The 21,442-nt window shown below is 72.9% G+C and carries 13 protein-coding genes, 1 tRNA gene and 1 other RNA gene; 8 read left to right on the top strand and 7 right to left on the bottom strand.

The window, feature by feature from the left end; translation table 11 throughout:
• The first annotated feature begins 25 nt into the window (after positions 1-25).
• The 3 genes from BLQ67_RS11495 (at position 26) to BLQ67_RS11485 (ending at position 1,369) form a co-directional block, all read left to right on the top strand.
• On the top strand, positions 26-934 hold the full coding sequence (locus tag BLQ67_RS11495) for an aldo/keto reductase (protein ID WP_092505195.1): 909 nt from the start codon (positions 26-28) through the stop codon (positions 932-934).
• 31 nt (positions 935-965) lie between these two features.
• An RNA gene (gene ffs / locus BLQ67_RS11490) (signal recognition particle sRNA small type) lies at positions 966-1,062 on the top strand.
• Positions 1,063-1,108: 46 nt separating this feature from the next.
• Positions 1,109-1,369, top strand: coding sequence for a hypothetical protein (locus BLQ67_RS11485; RefSeq protein ID WP_092505193.1), 261 nt, complete (start codon positions 1,109-1,111; stop codon positions 1,367-1,369).
• Between the two features lie 207 nt (positions 1,370-1,576).
• Here BLQ67_RS11485 and BLQ67_RS11480 read toward each other — a convergent pair whose 3' ends face one another.
• The gene (locus tag BLQ67_RS11480; RefSeq protein WP_092505191.1) at positions 1,577-2,764 is read right to left on the bottom strand and encodes an acetate/propionate family kinase; all 1,188 of its coding nucleotides are present in this window, start codon (positions 2,762-2,764) and stop codon (positions 1,577-1,579) included.
• A complete protein-coding gene (pta, locus tag BLQ67_RS11475) occupies positions 2,761-4,860 on the bottom strand; it encodes a phosphate acetyltransferase (protein ID WP_092505189.1) in 2,100 nt (699 codons plus the stop codon). The genes BLQ67_RS11480 and pta overlap by 4 nt, the downstream gene beginning before the upstream one ends.
• Before the next feature lie 213 nt (positions 4,861-5,073).
• On the opposite strand from pta, the gene BLQ67_RS11470 reads away from it, so the two are divergent.
• Positions 5,074-9,024: a cell wall-binding repeat-containing protein gene (locus tag BLQ67_RS11470; RefSeq protein ID WP_092505187.1), complete on the top strand. Its 3,951-nt coding sequence runs from the start codon at positions 5,074-5,076 to the stop codon at positions 9,022-9,024.
• A gap of 103 nt (positions 9,025-9,127) precedes the next feature.
• Positions 9,128-9,212 (top strand) — tRNA-Ser (locus BLQ67_RS11465).
• 65 nt (positions 9,213-9,277) lie between these two features.
• Here the strand turns inward: BLQ67_RS11465 and BLQ67_RS11460 are convergent.
• Positions 9,278-11,122, bottom strand: a complete 1,845-nt coding sequence (locus BLQ67_RS11460; protein WP_092505185.1) for a helicase HerA-like domain-containing protein — start codon at positions 11,120-11,122, stop codon at positions 9,278-9,280.
• Positions 11,123-11,418: 296 nt separating this feature from the next.
• On the opposite strand from BLQ67_RS11460, the gene BLQ67_RS11455 reads away from it, so the two are divergent.
• Positions 11,419-13,698: a helix-turn-helix domain-containing protein gene (locus BLQ67_RS11455; RefSeq protein ID WP_157674820.1), complete on the top strand. Its 2,280-nt coding sequence runs from the start codon at positions 11,419-11,421 to the stop codon at positions 13,696-13,698.
• 72 nt (positions 13,699-13,770) lie between these two features.
• On the opposite strand, the gene BLQ67_RS11450 is transcribed toward BLQ67_RS11455, so the two are convergent.
• On the bottom strand, positions 13,771-14,997 hold the full coding sequence (locus BLQ67_RS11450) for a multidrug effflux MFS transporter (protein ID WP_092505181.1): 1,227 nt from the start codon (positions 14,995-14,997) through the stop codon (positions 13,771-13,773).
• Positions 14,994-16,172, bottom strand: coding sequence for an amidohydrolase (locus BLQ67_RS11445; protein ID WP_092505179.1), 1,179 nt, complete (start codon positions 16,170-16,172; stop codon positions 14,994-14,996). Before BLQ67_RS11445 ends, BLQ67_RS11450 begins: the two co-directional genes overlap by 4 nt.
• A gap of 181 nt (positions 16,173-16,353) precedes the next feature.
• Here BLQ67_RS11445 and BLQ67_RS11440 point away from each other — a divergent pair, with 181 nt between their 5' ends.
• Together BLQ67_RS11440 and BLQ67_RS11435 are read left to right on the top strand one after the other, a co-directional pair.
• Positions 16,354-17,700, top strand: coding sequence for an MFS transporter (locus tag BLQ67_RS11440; RefSeq protein ID WP_092505177.1), 1,347 nt, complete (start codon positions 16,354-16,356; stop codon positions 17,698-17,700).
• Between the two features lie 142 nt (positions 17,701-17,842).
• Positions 17,843-18,754 (top strand): PDDEXK family nuclease, encoded by a 912-nt coding sequence (locus tag BLQ67_RS11435; protein ID WP_092505175.1) that lies wholly within the window; start codon positions 17,843-17,845, stop codon positions 18,752-18,754.
• Positions 18,755-18,794: 40 nt separating this feature from the next.
• Here the strand turns inward: BLQ67_RS11435 and BLQ67_RS11430 are convergent, their stop codons facing one another.
• The gene (locus BLQ67_RS11430; RefSeq protein ID WP_092505173.1) at positions 18,795-19,934 is read right to left on the bottom strand and encodes a cystathionine gamma-synthase; all 1,140 of its coding nucleotides are present in this window, start codon (positions 19,932-19,934) and stop codon (positions 18,795-18,797) included.
• Between the two features lies 1 nt (position 19,935).
• A complete protein-coding gene (locus BLQ67_RS11425) occupies positions 19,936-21,306 on the bottom strand; it encodes a cystathionine beta-synthase (protein ID WP_092505171.1) in 1,371 nt (456 codons plus the stop codon).
• Positions 21,307-21,442: the final 136 nt, after the last annotated feature.

Raw genomic sequence — 21,442 nt, 5'->3', positions numbered from 1 at the left:
TGCGGCCCGTCGCGTTGGCCACAGCATGACCTCCCTCGAGCACGGCCCCCTCATCCTCGGCGGCAACGCCTTCGGCTGGACGAGCGATCGCGACGAGTCCTTCGCGGTGCTCGACGCCTTCCTCGCCGCAGGCGGACGCTCGATCGACACCGCCGACGTCTACTCCGCGTGGGTCGACGGCAACGTCGGCGGCGAGTCCGAGGCGATCCTCGGCGAGTGGATGGCGTCGCGCGGCGTGCGCGATCGCGTCGTGATCGCGACGAAGGTCTTCAGCCACCCCGAGCGCCCCGGCCTCTCGCCCGACAACGTCCGCGCCGCGGTCGACGACTCCCTGCGTCGCCTGCAGACCGATCGCCTCGACCTCTACTACGCGCACCGCGACGACGACGAGGTGCCGCAGGAGGACGTCGCAGCCGTCTTCGACGAGCTCGTGCAGGCAGGCAAGGTGCGCGAGATCGGCCTGTCGAACTTCGAGCCCGCGCGCATGCGCTCGCTCGTCGCGATCGCCGACGCCGCGGGCCTCGCCCGCCCGACGACGAGCCAGGACCGCTACAACCTCGTGTCGCGCGACGCCGAGGCCGAGCTGCTGCCGACGCTCGCCGACCTCGGGCTCGTCGAGGTGCCGTTCCCGTCGCTCGCCTCCGGCTTCCTCACCGGCAAGTACCGTCCGGGCGTCGACGTCGACTCGCAGCGCGCCGGCATCGCGGCGACGTACCTCGAGGACCCAGCGAACGTCGCGCTGCTCGACGTGCTCGACGACGTCGCCGCCGCGCACGGCACGACCGTCGCGGCCGTGTCGCTCGCCTGGCTGCGCCAGCAGCCGCTCGTCGCCGCACCGCTCGCGAGCGCGCGCACGCCCGAGCAGCTCGCCGACCTGCTCGCCTCCGTGGACGTCGAGCTCACCGCCGGCGAGCTCGCGCGCCTCTCGGCGTAGCCGCGGCAGGCCGAGAGCCGGTACGATGGACGACGGCTCCCCGCGTGGCGCCATCCAGGCCAACTCCCCCAGGGCGGAGACGCAGCAAGGGTAACCGGGCTCTGGCGGGTGCGCGGGGAGTCTTCGCACGTCTGCGGGCTGGCGCGCGGGCACCGCATGCGCGACGCTGTCGCCATGACCGACGCCGCCCCACCGACGCCCGCCACGCCTCCAGGCTCCTGCCCGCGCTGCGACGCGCAGGGGCTCGAGGCTGGCTACCTCGTTGACACGAACGGCTCCGGTCGCTTCGACATGCAATGGGCGACGGGCGAGCCGCGCGAGGCGCTCTTCGGGGGTGTGAAGGCCTCGCGCGACGCGTGGAGCGTCGCCGGGCTGCGGTGCACCGGCTGCGGCCGGCTCGAGCTCTTCGCGACGACGCCCACGACGCCGCGGTGACCCGACCCGCCTGAGCCGCGAGCGCTACTCGGCGGGCTTGCGCAGCAGCATCCGCAGCACGAGGAACACGACCACGGCGACGCCCGCGACGAGCGCGAGACGGAAGCCGAACGCGAGCACCCGCAGCGCCACGTCGACGAGGAACCAGGCGATGACGACGGCGACGACGACGCCGACGACGGTTCAGACGGTGCGCATGGATCCAGGCTAGACGCCGACGACCGATGCCGACTGCGTGGCGATCTCGAGCTCCTCGTCGGTCGGCACGATCCACACCTGCACGCGCGAGTCGTCGGTCGAGATCATGCGCTCGCGCGGGCCGGATGCGTTGCGCTCGGCGTCGATGCGGATGCCGAGCTCCTCGAGCCCCGCGAGGGCAGCGGCGCGCACCTGCGCGACGTTCTCGCCGACCCCTGCCGTGAACGCGATCGCGTGCGCCCCGCCGAGCACGGCCAGGTACGCGCCGACGGTCGAGCGCAGCCGGTGCGCGAGCACCTCGAGCGCCTCGACGGCGTGGTCGACGCCCGCCTCGGCGGCCCGCTGCACGTCGCGCATGTCGCCCGAGCCCGTGAGGCCCAGGAGGCCCGAGCGCTTGTTGAGCAGGGCGTCGAGCTCGTCGACGCCGAGGCCCGCGACGCGGTGCAGGTGCACGAGCACGCCCGCGTCGAGGTCTCCGGAGCGCGTGCCCATGACGAGGCCCGCGAGCGGCGTCATGCCCATCGACGTCTCGACCGATCGACCGCCGTCGACCGCGCACGCCGAGGCGCCGTTGCCGAGGTGCAGCACGATCGTGCGCGTGTCCTCGAGGGGCCGGCCGAGCAGCTCGGCCGTGCGGCGCGAGACGAACTGGTGGCTCGTGCCGTGGAAGCCGTACTTGCGCACGCGGTGCTCGTCGGCGACCGAGCGGTCGATGGCGTAGCGCCACGCGGCGCGCGGCAGCGTGCGATGGAAGGCGGTGTCGAACACCGCGACGTGCGGCAGCGTCGGGAAGGCGACGCGGGCGGCGCGGATGCCGAGGAGGTTCGCGGGGTTGTGCAGCGGCGCGAGCGGCGAGAGGTCGTCGATCTGCGCCACGACGCCGTCGTCGATCACGACGGCGCCGTCGAAGCGTGCACCGCCCTGCACGACGCGGTGCCCGACGGCGACGATGTCCGCGTCGTCGAGCACGGGGCCGTGCTCCGCGAAGGCCGACAGCACCCAGCGGAACGCCTGCTCGTGGTCGCCGACGTGGAGCTCGGCGTCGTGCCGCGCCTCCCCGACGACGTGGCGGGCGCTCGAGCGCGCCTCGCCGATGCGCTCGACGAGGCCCGACGCGATCGCCGAGCCCGTCTCGAGGTCGACGAGCTGGTACTTGAGGCTCGACGAGCCGGCGTTGACCACGAAGACGCTGCTCATGCGGCACCGCCCGCCAGCTGGCCCTGGGCCTGGATCGCCGTGATCGCGACGGTGTTGACGATGTCCTGCACGAGGGCTCCCCTGGAGAGGTCGTTGACGGGCTTGTTGAGGCCCTGCAGCACGGGGCCGATCGCGAGCGCGCCCGCCGACCGCTGCACGGCCTTGTACGTGTTGTTGCCCGTGTTGAGGTCGGGGAAGACGAACACGGTCGCGCGGCCGGCGACCTCGCTGCCCGGCATCTTCTTCGCCGCGACGACGGGGTCGGCCGCGGCGTCGTACTGGATGGGGCCCTCGACGAGCAGCTCGGGCGCGCGCTCGCGCACGAACGCCGTCGCGGCGCGCACCTTGTCGACCTCGGCACCCGATCCCGACTCCCCCGTCGAGTACGACAGCATCGCGACGCGCGGCTCGATGCCGAAGTCGCGCGCGGTCTGCGACGACGAGATCGCGATGTCGGCGAGCTCGGCGTCGGTCGGCTCGGGCACGACGGCGCAGTCGCCGTAGACGAGCACGCGGTCGGCGAGCGCCATGAGGAACACGCTCGACACGACCGAGACGCCCGGCTTCGTCTTCACGACCTCGAACGACGGACGGATGGTGTGGGCCGTCGTGTGCGCGGCACCCGAGACCATGCCGTCGGCGTCGCCGAGGTGCACCATCATCGTGCCGAAGTACGACACGTCGGTCACGCGCTCCCACGCATCCTCGAACGTGACGCCCTTGTGCGAGCGCGCGGCCGCGTAGGCCTCGGCGTAGCGGGTGCGCAGGGCGTGGTCGGTCGTCGCGACGATGCGCGCGTCGCCGAGCGAGAGGCCCAGCTCGGCGGCGCGGGCGCGCACGGCGCCCTCGTCGCCGAGGATCGTCAGGCGCGCGACGCCACGCTGCAGGATCGTGGAGGCGGCCTGCAGGATGCGGTCGTCGTCGCCTTCCGGCAGCACGATGTGGCGCACGTCGGCGCGGGCGCGCTCGATGAGGCCCTGCTCGAACATGAGCGGCGTCACGACCGTCGAGTCCTGCAGCTCGAGCAGGTCGAGCAGCGCGTCGACCTCGACGTGCTGCTCGAAGAGCGCGAGCGCGGTGTCGCGCTTGCGCTGCGTGCCCGTGGAGATCGCGCCGCGCGTGCCTGCGATGCGCCGGGCCGTCTCGTACGTGCCGTGCGGCGAGCGCGCGATGGGCATCGACAGGTCGAGGCCGTCGATGAGGCGCTGCACCGACGGCGCGAGGTCGAAGCCGCCGTTGAGGATGATGCCGGCGACGGTCGGGAACGACTCGGAGCGCTGCGCGAGCAGCGTCGCGACGACGACGTCGGAGCGGTCGCCGGGCACGACGACGATGCCGCCGTCGATGAGCCGGTCGAGCACGTGCTCCATCGACATGCCTGCGACGACGGTGCCGAGCGACTCTCGCTGCGTGAGCGCGGCATCCCCGCCGACGATCTCGGCGTCGGTGGCGTCGAAGAGCTGCTGCACGGTGGGGGCGCCGAGGATGGGGTCCTCGGGGATGGCCCACACCGGCACCTCGAGGCCCGCGGCCCGCGCGACGACCTCGATGTCGGTGGCGGCGACGTCGCTGCGGTTGACGACGAGCGCGGCGAGGCGCGCGTGGCCCGCGCGCAGCTCGGGCAGCGTGAGCTCGCCGAGCTGGCCGAGCGCCTCGACCGCGCGCGGCTCGCCGGTCTCGGGGTCGCGGCCGCCGAGCACGAGCACGACGGGGGCGCCGAGGTTCGCGGCGACGCGCGCGTTGAAGCCGAGCTCGGTGGGGCTGCCCACGTCGGTGTAGTCGGAGCCGACGACGACGATGGCGTCGAACCGGTCCTCGAGCAGGTGGAAGCGGGCGACGATCGTCGCGAGCGCGGCCTCGGCGTCGTCGTGCACGGCCTCGTAGGTCGTGCCGATCGCATCCTCGTAGGAGAGGTGCACGGCGTCGTGCGCGAGCAGCAGCTCGAGCACCGAGTCGCGTTCGATCGTCGACCGCGAGACGGGTCGGAAGACCCCGACCCGACCGACGCGGCGGGAGAGGGCGTCGACGAGTCCGAGGGCCACGATCGACTTGCCCGCGTGCCCCTCGGGAGAGGCGATCATCATCCGTGAGGTCACGGCTCCAGCCTAGGGACCGCATCCGGGCGTCGCACCTGCACGAACGGTCGGGCAGCATAGGACATGAGTGATGCTCAGGTCATCACCGGATGCACCCCGGTCGATCACGAATGGGTAACGCTTCTCCATGTCGCGCGTGTGCCCCGCCTAGGTTGAGCACACCTGCCCGCCGACCGCGCGGGCGGGTCACCCCGTGACGAAGGACATCATCCTGTGAGCACCACCACGCCCCGTCGTGTCGCGCTCCGTCGCTGCCTCGCCTCGCTCGCCGCCGTGACCATCGGTCTCGGCGGCGTCGTCGTGAGCACGACGGCCGCGTCCGCTGCGACCCCCTCTCCCGCCACCCCCGTCGACCTCAGCAGCTTCACCGACGGGCGCTACGTCGTGCTGCTCGAGGACGACGCCGCCGCGCTCTACACCGGCGGCGTGCCCAACCTCCAGGCGACCGCGCCCACGGGCACCGACAGCCTCGACGACGCCGACCCGGCCGTCGTCGCCTACAGCGACTACCTCGCGGGCGAGCAGGAGGCGGTGGCCGACGCGGTGGGCGTCGACATCGCCGCGAGCCTCACGCTCACGGTCAACGGCTTCATCGCCGACCTCTCGGCCGACCAAGCCGGCCAGCTGGCGTTCGACTCCCGCGTCGCAGGCGTCTACCCCGACGAGATGCTGCAGCTGCAGGGCTCGCCGTCGAACGAGTACCTCGACGTCGAGGGCATGTGGTCGCAGGTCGGCACGGTCGAGGACGCCGGAGCCGGCGTCGTCGTCGGCGTGCTCGACACGGGCATCGCGCCCGAGAACCCCCTCTTCGCAGGCGAGGCGCTCGGCACGACCGCCGGCGCCGAGCCCTACCTCTCCGGCGACGAGATCCACTTCGTCAAGGGCGATGGCGAGACCTTCACCGGCATCTGCGAGACGGGCCCCGGCTTCACCGCCGACATGTGCTCGACGAAGATCATCGGCGCGCAGTTCTTCCTCGACGGCTTCGGTGCATCGCGCATCGGCGGCGAGGGCGTCGAGATCGCCTCGCCGCGCGACCTCGACGGCCACGGCTCGCACACGGCCTCGACCGCCGCGGGCAACTACGACGTGCCCGTGACGACCGAGGGCGGCCAGGACATCGGCACGATGTCGGGCGTCGCACCCGAGGCGCGCATCGCCGTCTACAAGGTCTGCTGGTCGGGCAACAACCCCGACCCGGCCGTGACGACCGACGACGGCTGCTCGGGCACCGACCTCATGCAGGGCATCGAGGCCGCGACCGCCGACGGCGTCGACGTCATCAACTTCTCGATCGGCGGCGGCGCAGCCGCATCCGTCTTCGAGCCCTACGACCAGGCCTTCCTGGGCGCAGCGGCCGCCGGCATCTTCACGTCGGCCTCGGCCGGCAACTCGGGCCCCGGCGCCACGACCCTCGACCACGCCTCCCCCTGGTACGCGACCGTCGCCAACACGACGATCCCGAACTACGAGGCGACGATCGAGCTCGAGGACGGCACGCTCATCCCCGGTGCGTCGATCACGGTCGACATGGCCGAGGACGCCGAGCCCTTCACCGGCACGCTCGTCTACGCGGGCGACATCCCTGCGGCGGGCGCCTCGGCTGCCAACGCGGCCCTCTGCCTCCCCGGCTCGCTCGCGACCGTCGACCCGGGCACCATCGTGCTCTGCGACCGCGGCAACAACGCGCGCGTCGAGAAGTCGGAGGTCGTCGAGGCCGCAGGCGGCATCGGCATGATCCTCGGCAACCCGACGCCGAACTCGATCGACCTCGACGACCACGCGGTCCCGACGGTGCACATCGACGCGGCGTACTACGCAGCCGTGCTCGCCGTCGCGCAGGCCGACCCGTCGCAGACGGTGTCGTTCACGGCCGGCAACTCGTCGGGCATCGACACGGCGGCGCCCATCGTGGCCGCCTCGTCGTCGCGCGGCCCGGTCGAGGCCGACGGCAACGACGTGATCAAGCCCGACATCGCCGCCCCCGGCACCGGCATCATCGCCGCCGGTCCGAACGGCGAGGGCGAGGCGCCCACGTTCCGCTTCCTCTCGGGCACCTCGATGGCCGCTCCGCACGTCGCGGGCCTCGCAGCCGTCTACCTCGGCGCCCACCCGCTCGCGTCCGTCGCCGAGGTCAAGTCGGCGCTCATGACGACCGCGACCGACACGGTGAACGCCGACGGCTCGCCCAACCAGGACTGGTTCGCCCAGGGCGCCGGCTTCGTGAACACGGCCGACTTCCTCGACCCCGGCGTCTACTACGCCAACGGGCTCGAGGACTGGTACGGCTACCTGCGCGGCGTCGGCTACGAGCTGCCTGACGAGTGGATCGGCGCTGCGATCGACCCGAGCGACCTGAACATCCCGTCGATCGGCATCGGCTCGCTCGCGGGCACGCAGACGGTCACGCGATCGCTCACGGCGCTCGAGCCCGGCTCGTACGCCGTCACGATCGACGCGCCCGAGGGCGTCGACGCCGTCGTCAGCCCGACGACGCTCGACTTCACGGCCGCCGGCCAGGAGCTCACCTACACCGTGTCGTTCACGGTGCAGGCGGGCGCCCCGACCGACGCGTGGACGACCGGCTCGCTCACGTGGGCCAGCGCCGAGCACGAGGCTCGCTCGCCGATCGCGGTCTACCCGGTCAGCGTCGACGCGCCGCAGTGGATCGAGGGCTCCGGCACCGCCGGCGTCGCCCCCGTGACGGTCACGTCGGGCATCACCGGCGAGATCGGCCTCGGCGCCGAGGGTCTGTTCCCGTACGAGGAGCTCGGTGCGGGCTCCGCCGCCGCTGGCCAGTTCCGCCAGTACGGGTTCACGGTCGGCGAGGGCGAGCTCGCGCTCGACTTCGACCTCGACAGCGCCGACGACGCCTCCGACCTCGACCTCGTCGTGGCTCGCCTCCAGGGCGGCTCCGCGGTCGAGCTCTACGAGGCCGCGACCGGATCCGCAGACGAGCAGCTGCTCATCGAGGACCCGACGCCCGGCACGTGGGTCGCCCAGGTGACGGTCTACGCCTCGAACGGTGCGACCACCGCCTTCACGCTCGACGTGGCATCGGTGCTCACCTCCGGCGGCATCGGCAACTTCGAGGTCGACCCGACCACGCTGCCCGTGACGCAGTCGGCGCAGTCGTCCTACGAGGTCTCGTGGGCCGACGCTCCGCTCGACGGTGCGTTCCTCGGAGCCGTGACGTACGACACGACCGACGCGGTGCGCACCTACGTGCGCATCACGACGGGCGAGGCGACGATCCCGGCGCCCGAGCGCATCGCGGGCGGCGACCGCTTCGAGACGGCCGTGGCCGCCTCGCAGCTCGGCTACCCCGAGGGTGCCGACGTCGTCTACCTCGCGAGCGGCGTCAACTACCCCGACGGCCTCGCTGCCGGTCCCGCCGCGGCGTACGAGGGCGGCCCGCTGCTCCTCACGCGTCCGGAGACCACGCCGGCGTCGATCGTCGCCGAGATCGAGCGACTCGGTGCGAGCCGCGTCGTGATCGTGGGCGGCACGCCCTCGGTGTCGGCCGCGGTCGAGACCCAGGTGGGCGACATCGACGGCGTCGAGACGGTCGACCGCATCGGCGGCGCCGACCGATTCGAGACGTCGCGCCTCGTGGCGGAGTACGCCTTCGGCGAGGGCGCGGGCACCGCGTTCCTCGCGACGGGGCGCAACTTCCCCGACGCCCTCACGGCCGGCGCGGCCGCGGGCTCGATGGATGCTCCCGTCATCCTCATCGACGGTCAGCTCTCGGCGCTCGACGGCGCCACGCTCGCCACGCTGCAGGACCTCGGCGTCACCCAGACGCTCGTGGCCGGCAGCTCGGCATCCGTGAGCGACGGCATCTACCGCGACCTCGTGAACGCCGTGATGAACCCCTACCGCGCAGCCGGCGCGGACCGGTTCCTCACGGGCGTCTACATCAACGAGCACGTGTTCGACTCGGCCGACACCATGTTCGTGGCCAGCGGGCTGAAGTTCCCCGACGCGCTCTCGGCATCCGCCCTCGCGGGTGCGATGGACGCACCGCTCTACGTGGTGCGACCCGAGTGCGTGCCGTCGGAGCTCATCAGCGAGAGCCTGCGCCTCGGCCAGCCCGACGTGTACTTCATGGGTGACTCGGCATCGCTGGGCGCCGGTGCGGAGAGCTACACGATCTGCGGCTAGTCGCATCGCACGCAGGAGGGGCGGGATCGCGAGATCCCGCCCCTTCGGCGTTCGCACCCGCCGCGTCGGGCTAGACTTGCGGGGTTGGCCTCGCGGCCACGCTGGAGGATTCGCCTAGTGGCCTATGGCGCACGCTTGGAAAGCGTGTTGGGTGCAAGCCCTCGGGGGTTCGAATCCCCCATCCTCCGCAGCACGACGCGATGCGCGGCACCCTCGGGTGCCGCGCATCGTCGCGTTCGGGGCGACCGCCGGCTCAGCGGCGGCGGGTGCCGAAGATGCCGCGCACGATCTCGCGGATGATCGTCTGGCCCGTGCGCGAGCGGATCGCCTGCACGACGGGGTTGTCCTTCGCGGCCTGCTGGGACGCCTTGCGGTTGCGCGATGCCTGCTGCTCGAGCCTGCGAGCCTCGGCCTCGTGCTCCTTCGCCGCCTTCGCGGCTGCAGCATCGGCGTCGGCCTTCGCGGCGACGGCCTGCGTCTCCTCGAGCCGCTTCGCGAGGATCTCGTACGCCGACTCGCGGTCGACGGCCTCGCCGTACCGGGCCTGCAGCGGCGACGACGCGACCGCGGCCTGCATCTGCGCCTCGGGCGTCGGGTCCATCGACCCCTGCGGCGCGCGCAGGCGCGTCCACGCGACGGGCGTCGGGACGCCGCGCTCGTCCATGACCGTCACGATCGCCTCGCCCGTGCCGAGGCTCGTGAGCACCTCCTGCAGGTCGTAGTCGCTCTTCGGGTACGTGCGCACCGTCGAGCGCAGCGCCTTCTCGTCGTCGGGCGTGTGGGCGCGCAGCTGGTGCTGCACGCGGGAGCCGAGCTGCGCGAGCACGTCGGAGGGCACGTCCTTCGGCGTCTGCGTGACGAAGACGATGCCGACGCCCTTCGAGCGGATGAGGCGCACGGTCTGCGTGATCGACGAGAGGAACTCCTTCGACGCGTCCTTGAAGAGGAGGTGCGCCTCGTCGAAGAAGAACACGAGGCGCGGCTTCTCGGGGTCGCCCACCTCGGGCAGCGTCTCGAAGAGCTCTGCGAGCAGCCACATGAGGAAGGTGGAGAACAGCTGCGGCTGGTCGGCGACGCCGGGCACCTCGAGCAGGCTCACGAGGCCACGGCCGTCGGGCGCGGTGCGCAGCAGCTCGGCGACGTCGATCTCGGGCTCGCCGAAGAACCGCTCGGCGCCCTGCTCGGCGAACGCCGTGAGCTCGCGCAGGATGACGCCTGCCGTCTGGGGCGAGATGCCGCCGAGCTCGCGCAGCTCGCCCTTGCCCTCGTCGCCCGTGAGCCACAGCAGCAGCTCGCGCAGGTCCTTGAGGTCGAGCAGCGGCAGGCCCTGCCGGTCGGCGTAGGCGAAGAGGATGCCGAGGCTCGACTCCTGCGTGTCGTTGAGGCCGAGCACCTTCGCGAGCATCGTCGGACCGAAGCCCGTGACGGTGGCGCGGATGGGCACGCCGATGCCCTGGCCGCCGAGCGAGAAGTACTCGACGGGGGCGGCGAGCGGCTGCCAGTCCTGGCCGATGCCCGCGGTGCGCTCGAGCAGCTTCGCGCTCGAGGCGCCGGGTGTCGCGATGCCGGAGAGGTCGCCCTTGATGTCGGCGGCGAACACCGGCACGCCGGCGGCCGAGAGCTGCTCGACGAGCACCTGCAGCGTCTTCGTCTTGCCCGTGCCGGTGGCTCCTGCGACGAGCCCGTGCCGGTTGAGCATGCCGAGCGGGATGCGGATGGGCGTCGACGGGTCGGCGTCGCCGTTGACGAGGGCACCGAGCTCGAGGGCGGCGCCCTCGAAGGCGTAGCCGGCACGGATGGCGTCGACGGCGGCCTGGCCGAGGGGGCCCGTCGGGGCCGCGGGGCGATCGGCCGGAGCGGTCGAAGATTCCTCGACTGGGTCGACGGGCGCCGCCGGGTTCGGCGCCTCGGTCGCCGGAGCCTCGGCATTCCCCACCGGCGATGCAGTCCCCTCCGTGGTCTCGGAGCCCACTGGAGCACCCTCGTCGGGGGCGGGCGCGCTCGCCGCCTCCATGGCTCGCAACCGCTCCTCGGCCGCCGCTTGGGCCCGCCTCGCCTCCTCGACGGCCGCGCGCGCGGCCTCCAGCTCGTCGCTCATGCATCCATCCTGGCGTGCACGGGGCCGTCGCGCACGGGGTCGTGCAGCGCGAGCCTCGCGCGCATGGATGCTGCGCACGATGCAGCATCCTTGCGCACGTCGAACAGCGTTCGGCTTGTCCCCCACCGATAGAGGATTTCATCGTTCGACGGTCGAACGACCGACCCGCGGGGTATCCTGCCCGAAGTCGAAGATTCTTCGACGGCGAGCGCCCGGCCAGACGCGTCACCGACCCAGACGCCGACCGACCGATCGCCCGTCGACGAGCGCAGGTGACGGGAGCAGCTATGCGCACGGTGGACCCACTCGGACGGCACGACGACTGCACACGCATCCTCGAGGCCGTCGACGCCGGCAGGCGCGTCGTGCTCGTCGGGCACCCGCTGCTCGGCTCGGAGGCCGTGCGCCGCCGCGTCACGCACACGAAGCTGCGCACCCCCGGGTCCGGCAGCATCGCCTTCCTTCCCATGCGCAGCGCAGGGCCGGGCGGCGACACCCAGACGGTGCTCTCCGACGACGACTCGCTCGACACCCGCCGCTCCGTGACCCTGCCGGAGCCCGACGAGTGCTCCGTCATGGTCGTGCGCCTCGGCCGCCTCACCCGCAGGCAGTTCGACCGGCTCGCCGACGACCGCCTCGCCCGCGCGGGCCTCCGCCCCGACTGGCTCGGCGCCATCGGCCGCAGCCTCATCCACGCCCAGTCGCGCGGCTACCCGCTGCTCGCCGCAGCCCTGCTCGACGACCGCCTCCGCCCCGACCGCCCCCGCCGCGCCGGCGCAGCCGCCGCCGCGATCGTGCGCGCGCTCGAGCCCGAGCTGCGCAGCGCCGCCGAGACCATCGCGGCCATCCACGGCATCCGCGTCGCCCGCGCCGTCGACCACCTCGGCCAGGAGACCGTCGACGCCCTGCTGCACGTCGGCATCGTCGACGAGGTCGCCGGCGCGCTCGTCGTCCCTGCGATCCTGCGCACGCCGCTCACGCAGCGGCCCGACGAGCGCAGCCTCGCGATCCTCGCCGACATCGCCGACGGCTGGTCGCGCCGCGACGCCGGCACCGTGAGCGAGTACATCGCCGCGCACCGCGCCATCGAGGCCGGCAGGCTCAGCACCTCCACCGCCACCCGCGCACGCATCGCGGCGATCGCCGCCTGCACCCTCGTGGGCCGCAGCCTCTCGACCTGCGCGCGCGACGCCGCATCCATCGCCGCGACCCTCGACCCCGAGACGCTGCCGACGATGCTCGCCGCGATCTCCGAGGGTGAGATCGCCGTCGCCGCGCCGCTCATCCACGACGCGCACGCCGCAGGCTTCGACGACTTCTCGACGAGGCTCGTCGCCTTCACGATCACGGCCTCCGTGCTCGCCCCGGAGTCGGTGGGCAGCGACCTCGTCGACCTGCTGCCGCCGCACGCCGAGTTCGGCGCTCGCCTGCGGCGCATCGGCGAGCTCGCCCGCGCGCAGGTCGCGCTCGAGGCCGGCGACCACGCCACCGTCGCGCTCGCCGCCCAGGCCGCGCTCGTGGGCGGCGACCCGCTCGTGAGCGTGCGCGCCTACGGCCTGCTCGCCGCCGACGCCGCCTTCCGCGGCGACGCCCGCGGCGTCATCGCCGCCGCCGACGGCGTGCACGGCGTCGTGGGCCACGTGCAGGACTGGACGCGCACGATGCTCTCGGCCGCCGGTCGCGCCATCGCCGAGACGCGCATGGCCGCCCGCGCCGTCGCGCTGCCGCCGCTGCCGCTGCTCGACAACGCGCTCGACCGCATCGTCGAGACCGCCGCGACGACCGACGACTCCGCCGCCATCGCCTTCGCGCTCATCTCGCGCGTCGCCGAGGACGGCCTGCCCGAGCATGCGCACGTCGCCGAGTCGATGCTGCGCGACCTGCCAGACGAGGCGCCCAGGCAGCTCGCGATCGCCGCGACCGACGCACTGCACCGCGGCCCCGAGGCCGTGCGCGACGCCGCCGGCGCCACGCTGCTCGTCGTCTCCGGCCACGTCGCCGAGATCGTCGCCGCCGCCGAGCACGTGGACGGCGACGCCGCCCGCGCGACCCTCGGCCGCTGCGCCGCCCTCGCCGACGCCGGCGTGCCGGCCCACGTGCCGCTGCGCATCGCCGCAGCCGCGCTCCACGCGCGCCTCGGCGACACCGTGCCCGACGTCTCCGACATCGACGTGCGCCTCCTCACGCCCGTGCTGCGCGCGCTGCACGTGCTCGCGACCGCCGCGCGCCACCGCGACGCCGGCATGCTCGTGCACGCCGCATCCGGCATCGTCTCCGCACGCCACGCCGCCCTCACGCGCCGCCTGCTCGACGTCGCCGCCGCGCTCGGCGGCGACACGGCGGCGGCACGCCTCGCCGACGACCTCGAGACGAGCCTCGTCGCGTCGCGGCGCGCGCTGCGCGGCAGCCGCTCGTGGATCGACCGCGACATCCTCGGCCTCGCCTCCGCGGGCCTCACCGACCTGCAGATCTCGCAGCTCCTCGACCTGCCGCTCGGCACCGTGCGCTCCCGTTCGCGCGCCGTCATGGCCGAGCTCGGCGTGCCCGAGCGCTCGGCGCTCGCCGTCAGCCGCTGACGACACGCACGAGGCGCCCGCGACCTGCTCGGTCGCGGGCGCCTCGTGCGTGATGGCTGCGGCGGCGCCGCGTCAGTCGACGAGCGCAGGCACGGTGCGCGGGCGCACGAGCAGCCACAGCGACAGCGTCGCCAGCAGGCCGCCGCCCAGCATGACCGCGCCCATCGGCACGGCGTCGTGCACGGCGAAGTTGCCGATGACGCCGCCGACGATGCTCGCGAGCAGCATGTTCGACGCACCGATGAGCGACGCGGCCGTGCCGGCCTCGCTGCCGTGCTCGACGAGCGCGAGCACCTGCACGCACGGCATCGTGAGGCCGAACGACAGCGTGAACGTGACCATCGCCGGGATGAAGCCCGCAAGGCCGAGGCCCGAGCGGTCGAGCACGAGCATGAGGATGGCGGCGACGACCATGCCGGCCGTCGACCACGCGAGCACCCACTGCGGGCCGAAGCGCGTCGCGAGCCGCGACGACGTCTGCACGCCGATGAAGACGCCCACCGAGCACACGGCGAACACGGCGCCGAACTCCGTCGCGCTCAGCCCGTAGACCTCCTGCAGCAGCAGCGGCGACGTCGACAGGTACGAGAAGATGCCCGCGAACCCGGCCGAGCCGATGATCGCGACGCCCACGAAGCGGCGGTCGCCCAGCACGCGGCGGTAGCTGCCGAGCGTGCCCGACCCCATCCGCAGGCGACGCTCGGGCGGCAGCGTCTCGCGCAGCAGCGTCGCGACGAGCAGGATCACGATCGCGCCGTACAGCGCGAGCACCCAGAAGATGCCGCGCCACTGCGTGACCTCGAGCAGCCACGAGCCGATGACCGGCGCGAGGATGGGGGCGAGGCCCATGATGAGCGCGAGCCGCGAGAGGTAGACGACGAGCGAGCGGCCCGAGAACAGGTCGCGCACCATCGCCATCGCGACGACCGCACCGCCCGCGGCACCGAGGCCCTGCAGCACGCGCAGCACCGTGAGCACCTCGACGTTCGGCGCGACCGCGATCGCGATCGACGTGAGCACGTGCAGCGTCGACGTCGCGACGAGCGGCCAGCGCCGGCCGATGCGGTCGCTCAGCGGGCCCAGCACGAGCTGGCCGAGCGCGAAGCCGAGCGTCGTCGCGGCGAGCGTCAGCTGCACCTGCCCATCCGTCGCGCCGAGATCGTCGGCGAGCACGGGGAAGGCCGGCAGGTACAGGTCGATCGTGAACGGGCCGAGCGCCGTGAGCAGGCCCAGCACGACGATGGTCGCGACGCGCCTACGGCGCGTGAGCAGATCGCCGGGATGCGTGACGGCCGTCACGAGCGCGGAGCGATCGTCTCGACGCCATCCTCGCGGCGGTACACCTCGGCACCGTCGATGAGCACGAGCGAGGGTCGCGCCATCGGGTCCATCCAGTCGCCGTCCCACACCACGACGTCGGCGCGCTTGCCGACCTCGAGCGAGCCCACCTCGTGCGCGACGCCGAGCGCCTTCGACGGGTTGATCGTGATCGAGCGCAGCGCCGTCTCGCGGTCGAGGCCCTCGCGCACCGCGAGCGACGCCTGGTGCACGAGGAACGAGATGGGGATGACGGGGTGGTCGGTGATGATCGAGATCTCGACGCCCGCCTTGGCCAGCTTGCCGGGGTTCGCGATCGATCGGCCGCGCAGCTCCATCTTCGACTTCGTCGTGAAGAGCGGGCCGATGAGCACGGGGATGTTCCGCTCGGCCAGCAGGTCGGCGACGACGTGCGCCTCGGTGCCGTGGTCGATGACGAGGTCGTAGCCGAACTCCTCGGCGATGCGCACGGCCGTGACGATGTCGTCGGCGCGGTGCGCGTGCTGGCGCCACGGGATCTCGCGGCGCAGCACCTTGGCGATCGCCTCGTGCGTGAGGTCGACGTCGGCCGTCGTGTCGGGGTCGGCGTGCTTGCGCAGGTAGTTCTGCGCCGCGACGAACGCCTCGCGGATGACCTTCGCCGTGCCGAGGCGCGTCGACGGCGTCTGCTTGCGCTCGCCGTACACGCGCTTCGGGTTCTCGCCGAGCGCCGACTTCAGGCCTGCGGGCTCGCGCAGCACCATGCGGTCGACGATGCGACCGTGCGTGTGCAGCGTCGTGGCGAGGCCGCCGATGGGGTTGCCGGAGCCCGGGTTGACGTTGACGGTCGTGACGCCGCCCGCGAGCGCGACGTCGAAGCCCTCGTCGAACGGGTCGATCGCGTCGATCGTGCGCACGGCCGCCTGGTTGACGCCCGTCATCTCGTTCGTGTCGCTCGCCGCGCCACCGTCGCCCTCGGGGTGCACGCCCAGGTGCACGTGCGCATCCACGAGGCCCGGCGTGACCTGCGCGCCCGCCACGTCGACGACCTCCGCGCCCTCCGGCACCTGGACGTCGGCGCCGAGCGCCTCGATGCGACCGTCGCGGATGACGATGGTGCCGTCGAACGGGTCGCCCTCCACCGGGATGACGTGGGCGTTGACGACGGCGCGCAGCATGCTCTCTCCAAGTTCCGTGGCGGTGCCTCCAGCCTACGACCGTCCACCGACGCTGAGAGCGGCCCTGCCGGTGCCCCCTTCCCCACCCGCTGCCCGGCACGTGGCCGCGAGTACTGTGGGGGCATCCCTTGATCGGTCGCGCCGCCACCGCCCGCCGGCGCCCGCACAGACAGGCCTCGGCATGCCCGACGCACCCGCATCCACCGCCGCGTACACCCGCACGGAGCGGCTCGACCGGCTGCCGTTCACGAGGAGGCACGGTCGCCTGCTCGTCGGCTCGGGCATCGGCTGGGCGCTCGACGCCATGGACGTCGGCCTCATCTCGTTCGTCATGGCCGCCCTCGCGGTGCAGTGGCAGCTCGACGGCACGACGCTCGGCTGGATCGGCTCGATCGGCTTCGTGGGCATGGCGATCGGCGCGACGCTCGGCGGGCTCGTCGCCGACCGTCTCGGCCGCCGCCAGGTGTTCGCGATCACGCTGCTCGTCTACGGCATCGCGACGGGCGCCGCCGCGCTCTCGACCGGCGTCGCGATGCTCATCGCGCTGCGCTTCGTGATCGGCCTCGGGCTCGGCGCCGAGCTGCCCGTCGCATCCACCCTCGTGTCGGAGTTCGCGCCCCGCCGCATCCGCGGCCGCGTCGTCGTGTGGCTCGAGTCGTTCTGGGCCGTCGGATGGATCGCGGCCGCGGCGATCGGCGCGTTCGTCATCCCGCTCTCCGACGACGGCTGGCGCTGGGCCCTCGCGGTCGGCATCGTGCCGACGCTCTACGCCGTCGTCGTGCGGATGGGGCTGCCCGAGTCGGTGCGGTTCCTCGAGGCGAAGGGGCGGCACGACGAGGCCGAGCGCATCGTGCGCGAGTTCGAGGCCGCCGCCGGCGACGCCCGCACCGAGCTGCCGCCCGCGACGCCGAAGGTGCTCGCGGGCGTCGAGGCCGACTCGGCGCAGTCGATCTGGAGCCCCGCCGTGCGCCGCCGCACCGCTGGGCTGTGGATCGTGTGGTTCTGCATCAACCTGTCGTACTACGGCGCGTTCATCTGGATCCCGTCGCTGCTCGTCGCGCAGGGCTTCGACCTCGTGCGGTCGTTCCAGTTCACGCTCATCATCACGCTCGCGCAGCTGCCCGGCTACGCCGTCGCCGCCTGGCTCATCGAGGTGATCGGGCGGCGCTCGACGCTCGCGATCTTCCTCGCGGGCTCGGCCGTCGCGGCGTTCGCGTACGGCCTCGCAGCCGCCGACTGGCAGATCATCGCCGCCGGATGCGCGCTCTCGTTCTTCAACCTCGGCGCGTGGGGCGCGCTCTACGCCATCGGGCCCGAGCTCTACCCGACGTCGGTGCGCGGCACGGGCACGGGCGCTGCGGCGGGCTTCGGCCGCATCGCGTCGATCATCGCCCCGCTCATCGTCACCCCGCTCGTCGCCCTCGGCGGCACCCCCTTGCTGTTCGCGGTCTTCGCCGCGGCCTTCGCCCTGGCCGCCGTCTCCGCCTTCGCGCTCCTCCCCGAGCAGCGAGGCAAGCCCCTCGCATAGTTGAGGTTTTCGGCCCGATGCGAGGTCACATCGGGCCGAAAACCTCAACGCTGCGGTCTCCACAGGTGGGGCGGTGCGGCGGCCATCCACAGTGCGCCTCCTCGCTCCGTCTCGTCCGGGCGCAACGCGGCATGGTGCTCGCATGACACCGGACATCCCCGAGCTCGAGCACCACCGATCCGTCGGCGTCGGCGAGGCCATCGGGCACGGCATCTCGCAGAAGGCGCTCCGTGACGAGCGGTACCACCGGCCGTTCTGGGGCGTGCGCTCGAGCTCTCCGCCTGACGATGCGATCGATCTCGTGCGCCAGTACGCACCGCGTCTGCGGTCGGGTCAGGTGATCGCCGAGGCAGCGGCCGCTCGACTCCACGGGCTCCCGATCCCACCTGGAACGCCTCGGGGCGTGCAGCTCCTGGTTCCGAAGGGCGCGTACCGCCCGGCGGCGCGTGGCGTGAGCGCGCGCTCGATCGCCGCGGCGAGGCTGCAGCCCGTGCGCGTCGACGGGCTGCCCGTGGCGGATCCGCTGCTGACGTGGCTGACCCTCGCTCGCGTCTACGACGTCCCGTGGCTCGTCGCCGTCGGAGATGCGCTCGTCACGAGCGCGGACAACTACCCCGGCTTGCGTGGCTCTCGCCCCGCGTGCACGATCGAGGACCTCGCGCGCGGTGTCGCGGGCTGGGGCACGATGGCGGGCATCGGCCGATTGCGCCTCGCGCTCCCGCTGGTACGCCTCGGCGTCGAGTCGCCATGGGAGAGCATCACCCGCGTGCTGCTGGTCGACGGCGGTCTCCCTGAGCCGGAGGTGAACGAGCAGATCCTGCACGACGGCGCATTCGTCGCCCGACCCGACCTGCTCTACCGCGACGCGCGCGTCGCCATCCAGTACGACGGCGACGGTCATCGCTCAGACCGCACGCAGTGGCAGGCCGACATCGCGCGCGACGTGCGTCTGCGGTCGATCGGGTGGGAGGTCATCCACGTCACGCAGGACACGCTCACGGAGCCGTGGCGACTCGTCGCGCTCGTCCGCGCCACGCTGGCCGCGCGGAGTTGAGGTTTTCGGCCCGAAGTGACCTCACATCGGGCCGAAAACCTCAACTCTGGAGGGCGGTGGTGATGTCCGTGATGAGGTCGGCGGCGTCCTCGATGCCGACCGACAGGCGGAGGAGGTTCGTGGGGACGGCGAGCTCGGTGCCCTTGACGGAGGCGTGGGTCATCTCGCTCGGGTAGCAGATGAGGGACTCGACGCCGCCGAGCGACTCCGCCAGCTGGAACAGCTCCGTGCGGCGCACGATCGCGAGCGCCTCGTCCGCTCCCCCGCGCACCTGGATCGACACCATGCCGCCGAAGCCCGACATCTGCCGCGCCGCGATCTCGTGGCCGGGATGCGTGGGCAGGCCCGGGTAGTGCACGGCCTCGAGCGCCGGGTGCCCGACGAGCGCCTCGGCGACCGCCTGCGCGTTCGACGAGTGGCGCTCCATGCGCACCGCGAGCGTCTTGAGCGACCGCGTCGTGAGCCACGCGTCGAACGGCGAGTTCACGGCGCCCACGCCGAACTGCACGAAGCCGACCGCATCCGCGAGCTCGGCATCCGCCGTCACGATCGCGCCGCCGACGATGTCGGAGTGCCCGCCGACGTACTTCGTCGTCGAGTGCACGACGACGTCTGCGCCGAGCGCGAGCGGCTGCTGCAGGAACGGCGACGCGAACGTGTTGTCGGCGACGACCACCGCACCCGCCGCGTGACCGAGCTCGGCGAGCGCCGCCAGGTCGGTGATCTTCATGAGCGGGTTCGACGGCGTCTCGACCCACAGCACCTTCGTCGTCGGCCGGATGGCAGCGCGCACGGCGTCGAGGTCGGCGAAGTCGGCGGTCGACAGCTCGACGCCCCACGGCACGAACATGCGCGACACGAGGCGGTGCGTGCCGCCGTACACGTCGTTCGCCATGAGCACGTGGTCGCCGGGCTTGAGGATGGCGCGCAGCAGCGCATCCTCGCCCGCGAGCCCCGAGCCGAACGCGAACGCGTGGGTGCCGCCCTCGAGCGACGCGAGCTGCTGCTGCAGCTGGTCGCGCGACGGGTTGCCGCCGCGGCCGTACTCGTAGCCGTCGCGGAAGGTGCCGACGCCGTCCTGCACGAACGTCGACGACAGGAAGATCGGCGGCACCACCGCACCGGTACGGGGGTCGAACGGCTGGCCGTCGTGGATGGCCCTCGTCGAGAATCCGGTCATCTCATGCCTCCTTCGCGAGGTACGTCAGCAGGTCGGCGCGCGTGACGACGCCGATGGGTCGAGCCTCGTCGAGCACGAGGATGGCGTCGGCCTCGCCGAGCGCGGCGCGCAGGTCGTCGGCGGACTCGCCGGCGCCGATGCGCGGCAGCTGCGGGCCCACGTGGTCGCCCACGGGGTCGCCGAGACGGGCGCCGCCGGTGAAGACGGCGTCGAGCAGGTGCCGCTCGTCGACCGAGCCTGCGACCTCGCCGAGCACGACGGGCGGCTCGGCGCGCAGCACGGGCAGCTGGCTCACGCCGAACTCGTGCATGATCTCGATCGCGTCGTGCACGGTGTCGGTGGGATGCGCGTGCACGAGCGCCGGTGCGGATCCGCCCTTCGCGGTGAGCACGTCGCGCACCGTCGTGCCCTCGGCGGGATCGGCGAACCCGTGGGCGCGCATCCACGCATCCGAGTACACCTTCTGCAGGTAGCCGCGGCCGGAGTCGGGGAGGATGACGACGACGACGGCGTCGGCGGGCAGGTCGCGGGCGACGTCGAGCGCGACCACGACGGCCATGCCGCTCGAGCCGCCCACGAGCAGGCCCTCCTCGCGGGCGAGGCGGCGCGTCATCGCGAACGATGCTGCGTCGTCGACGGCGACGACCTCGTCGATGACCGACGCGTCGTAGTTGCCTGGCATCATGTCCTCGCCGACGCCCTCGACGAGGTACGGGCGACCGGTGCCCCCGGAGTAGATGGAGCCGAGCGGGTCGGCGCCGACGACGCGCACGGCGCCACCCGAGACCTGCTTGAGGTGGCGCGCCGTGCCGGTGATGGTGCCGCCCGTGCCGACGCCGGCGACGAAGTGGGTCACGCGGCCGTCGGTATCGCGCCAGATCTCGGGACCCGTCGTCGCCTCGTGCGCCGCAGGCGCTGCCGGGTTGAAGAACTGGTTCGGCTGGAACGCGCCGTCGATCTCTGCCGTGAGGCGGTTCGCGACGCCGTAGTACGACTCGGGGCTGTCGGGCGCGACGGCCGTGGGCGTCACGACGACCTCGGCGCCGTAGGCGCGCAGCGTCGCACGCTTGTCGTCGGAGACCTTGTCGGGGCAGACGAAGATGCAGCGGTAGCCGCGCTGCTGCGCGACGAGCGCGAGACCCACGCCCGTGTTGCCGCTCGTCGGCTCGACGATCGTGCCGCCGGGCCGCAGCACGCCGCGACGCTCGGCGTCGTCGATCATCGACTGCGCGATGCGATCCTTCACCGAGCCGCCGGGGTTGAGGAACTCGACCTTCGCGAGCACCGTCGCGGCGATCCCGTCGGTGACGTGGTTGAGCCGCACGAGCGGCGTCTCCCCGATGGTGTCGAGGATGGTCTCTGCGAAGCGCATCGCTCCCCTTCCGTGGCCGATCCACGCTACCGCGCGGCGCAGGCGCATGACGGCCGCTGCCACGGCTCCGCGACGCCGCATGACGACGGCGGGCGACCCCTCCCGAGGGAGGAGCCGCCCGCCGGCGTGGATGGAT

The organism is Agrococcus jejuensis, from assembly GCF_900099705.1.
Classification (GTDB): Bacteria; Actinomycetota; Actinomycetes; order Actinomycetales; family Microbacteriaceae; genus Agrococcus; species Agrococcus jejuensis.
The sequence above is the reverse complement of the archived record's forward strand: the minus strand, read 5'-3'. Positions and strand labels throughout refer to the sequence as shown.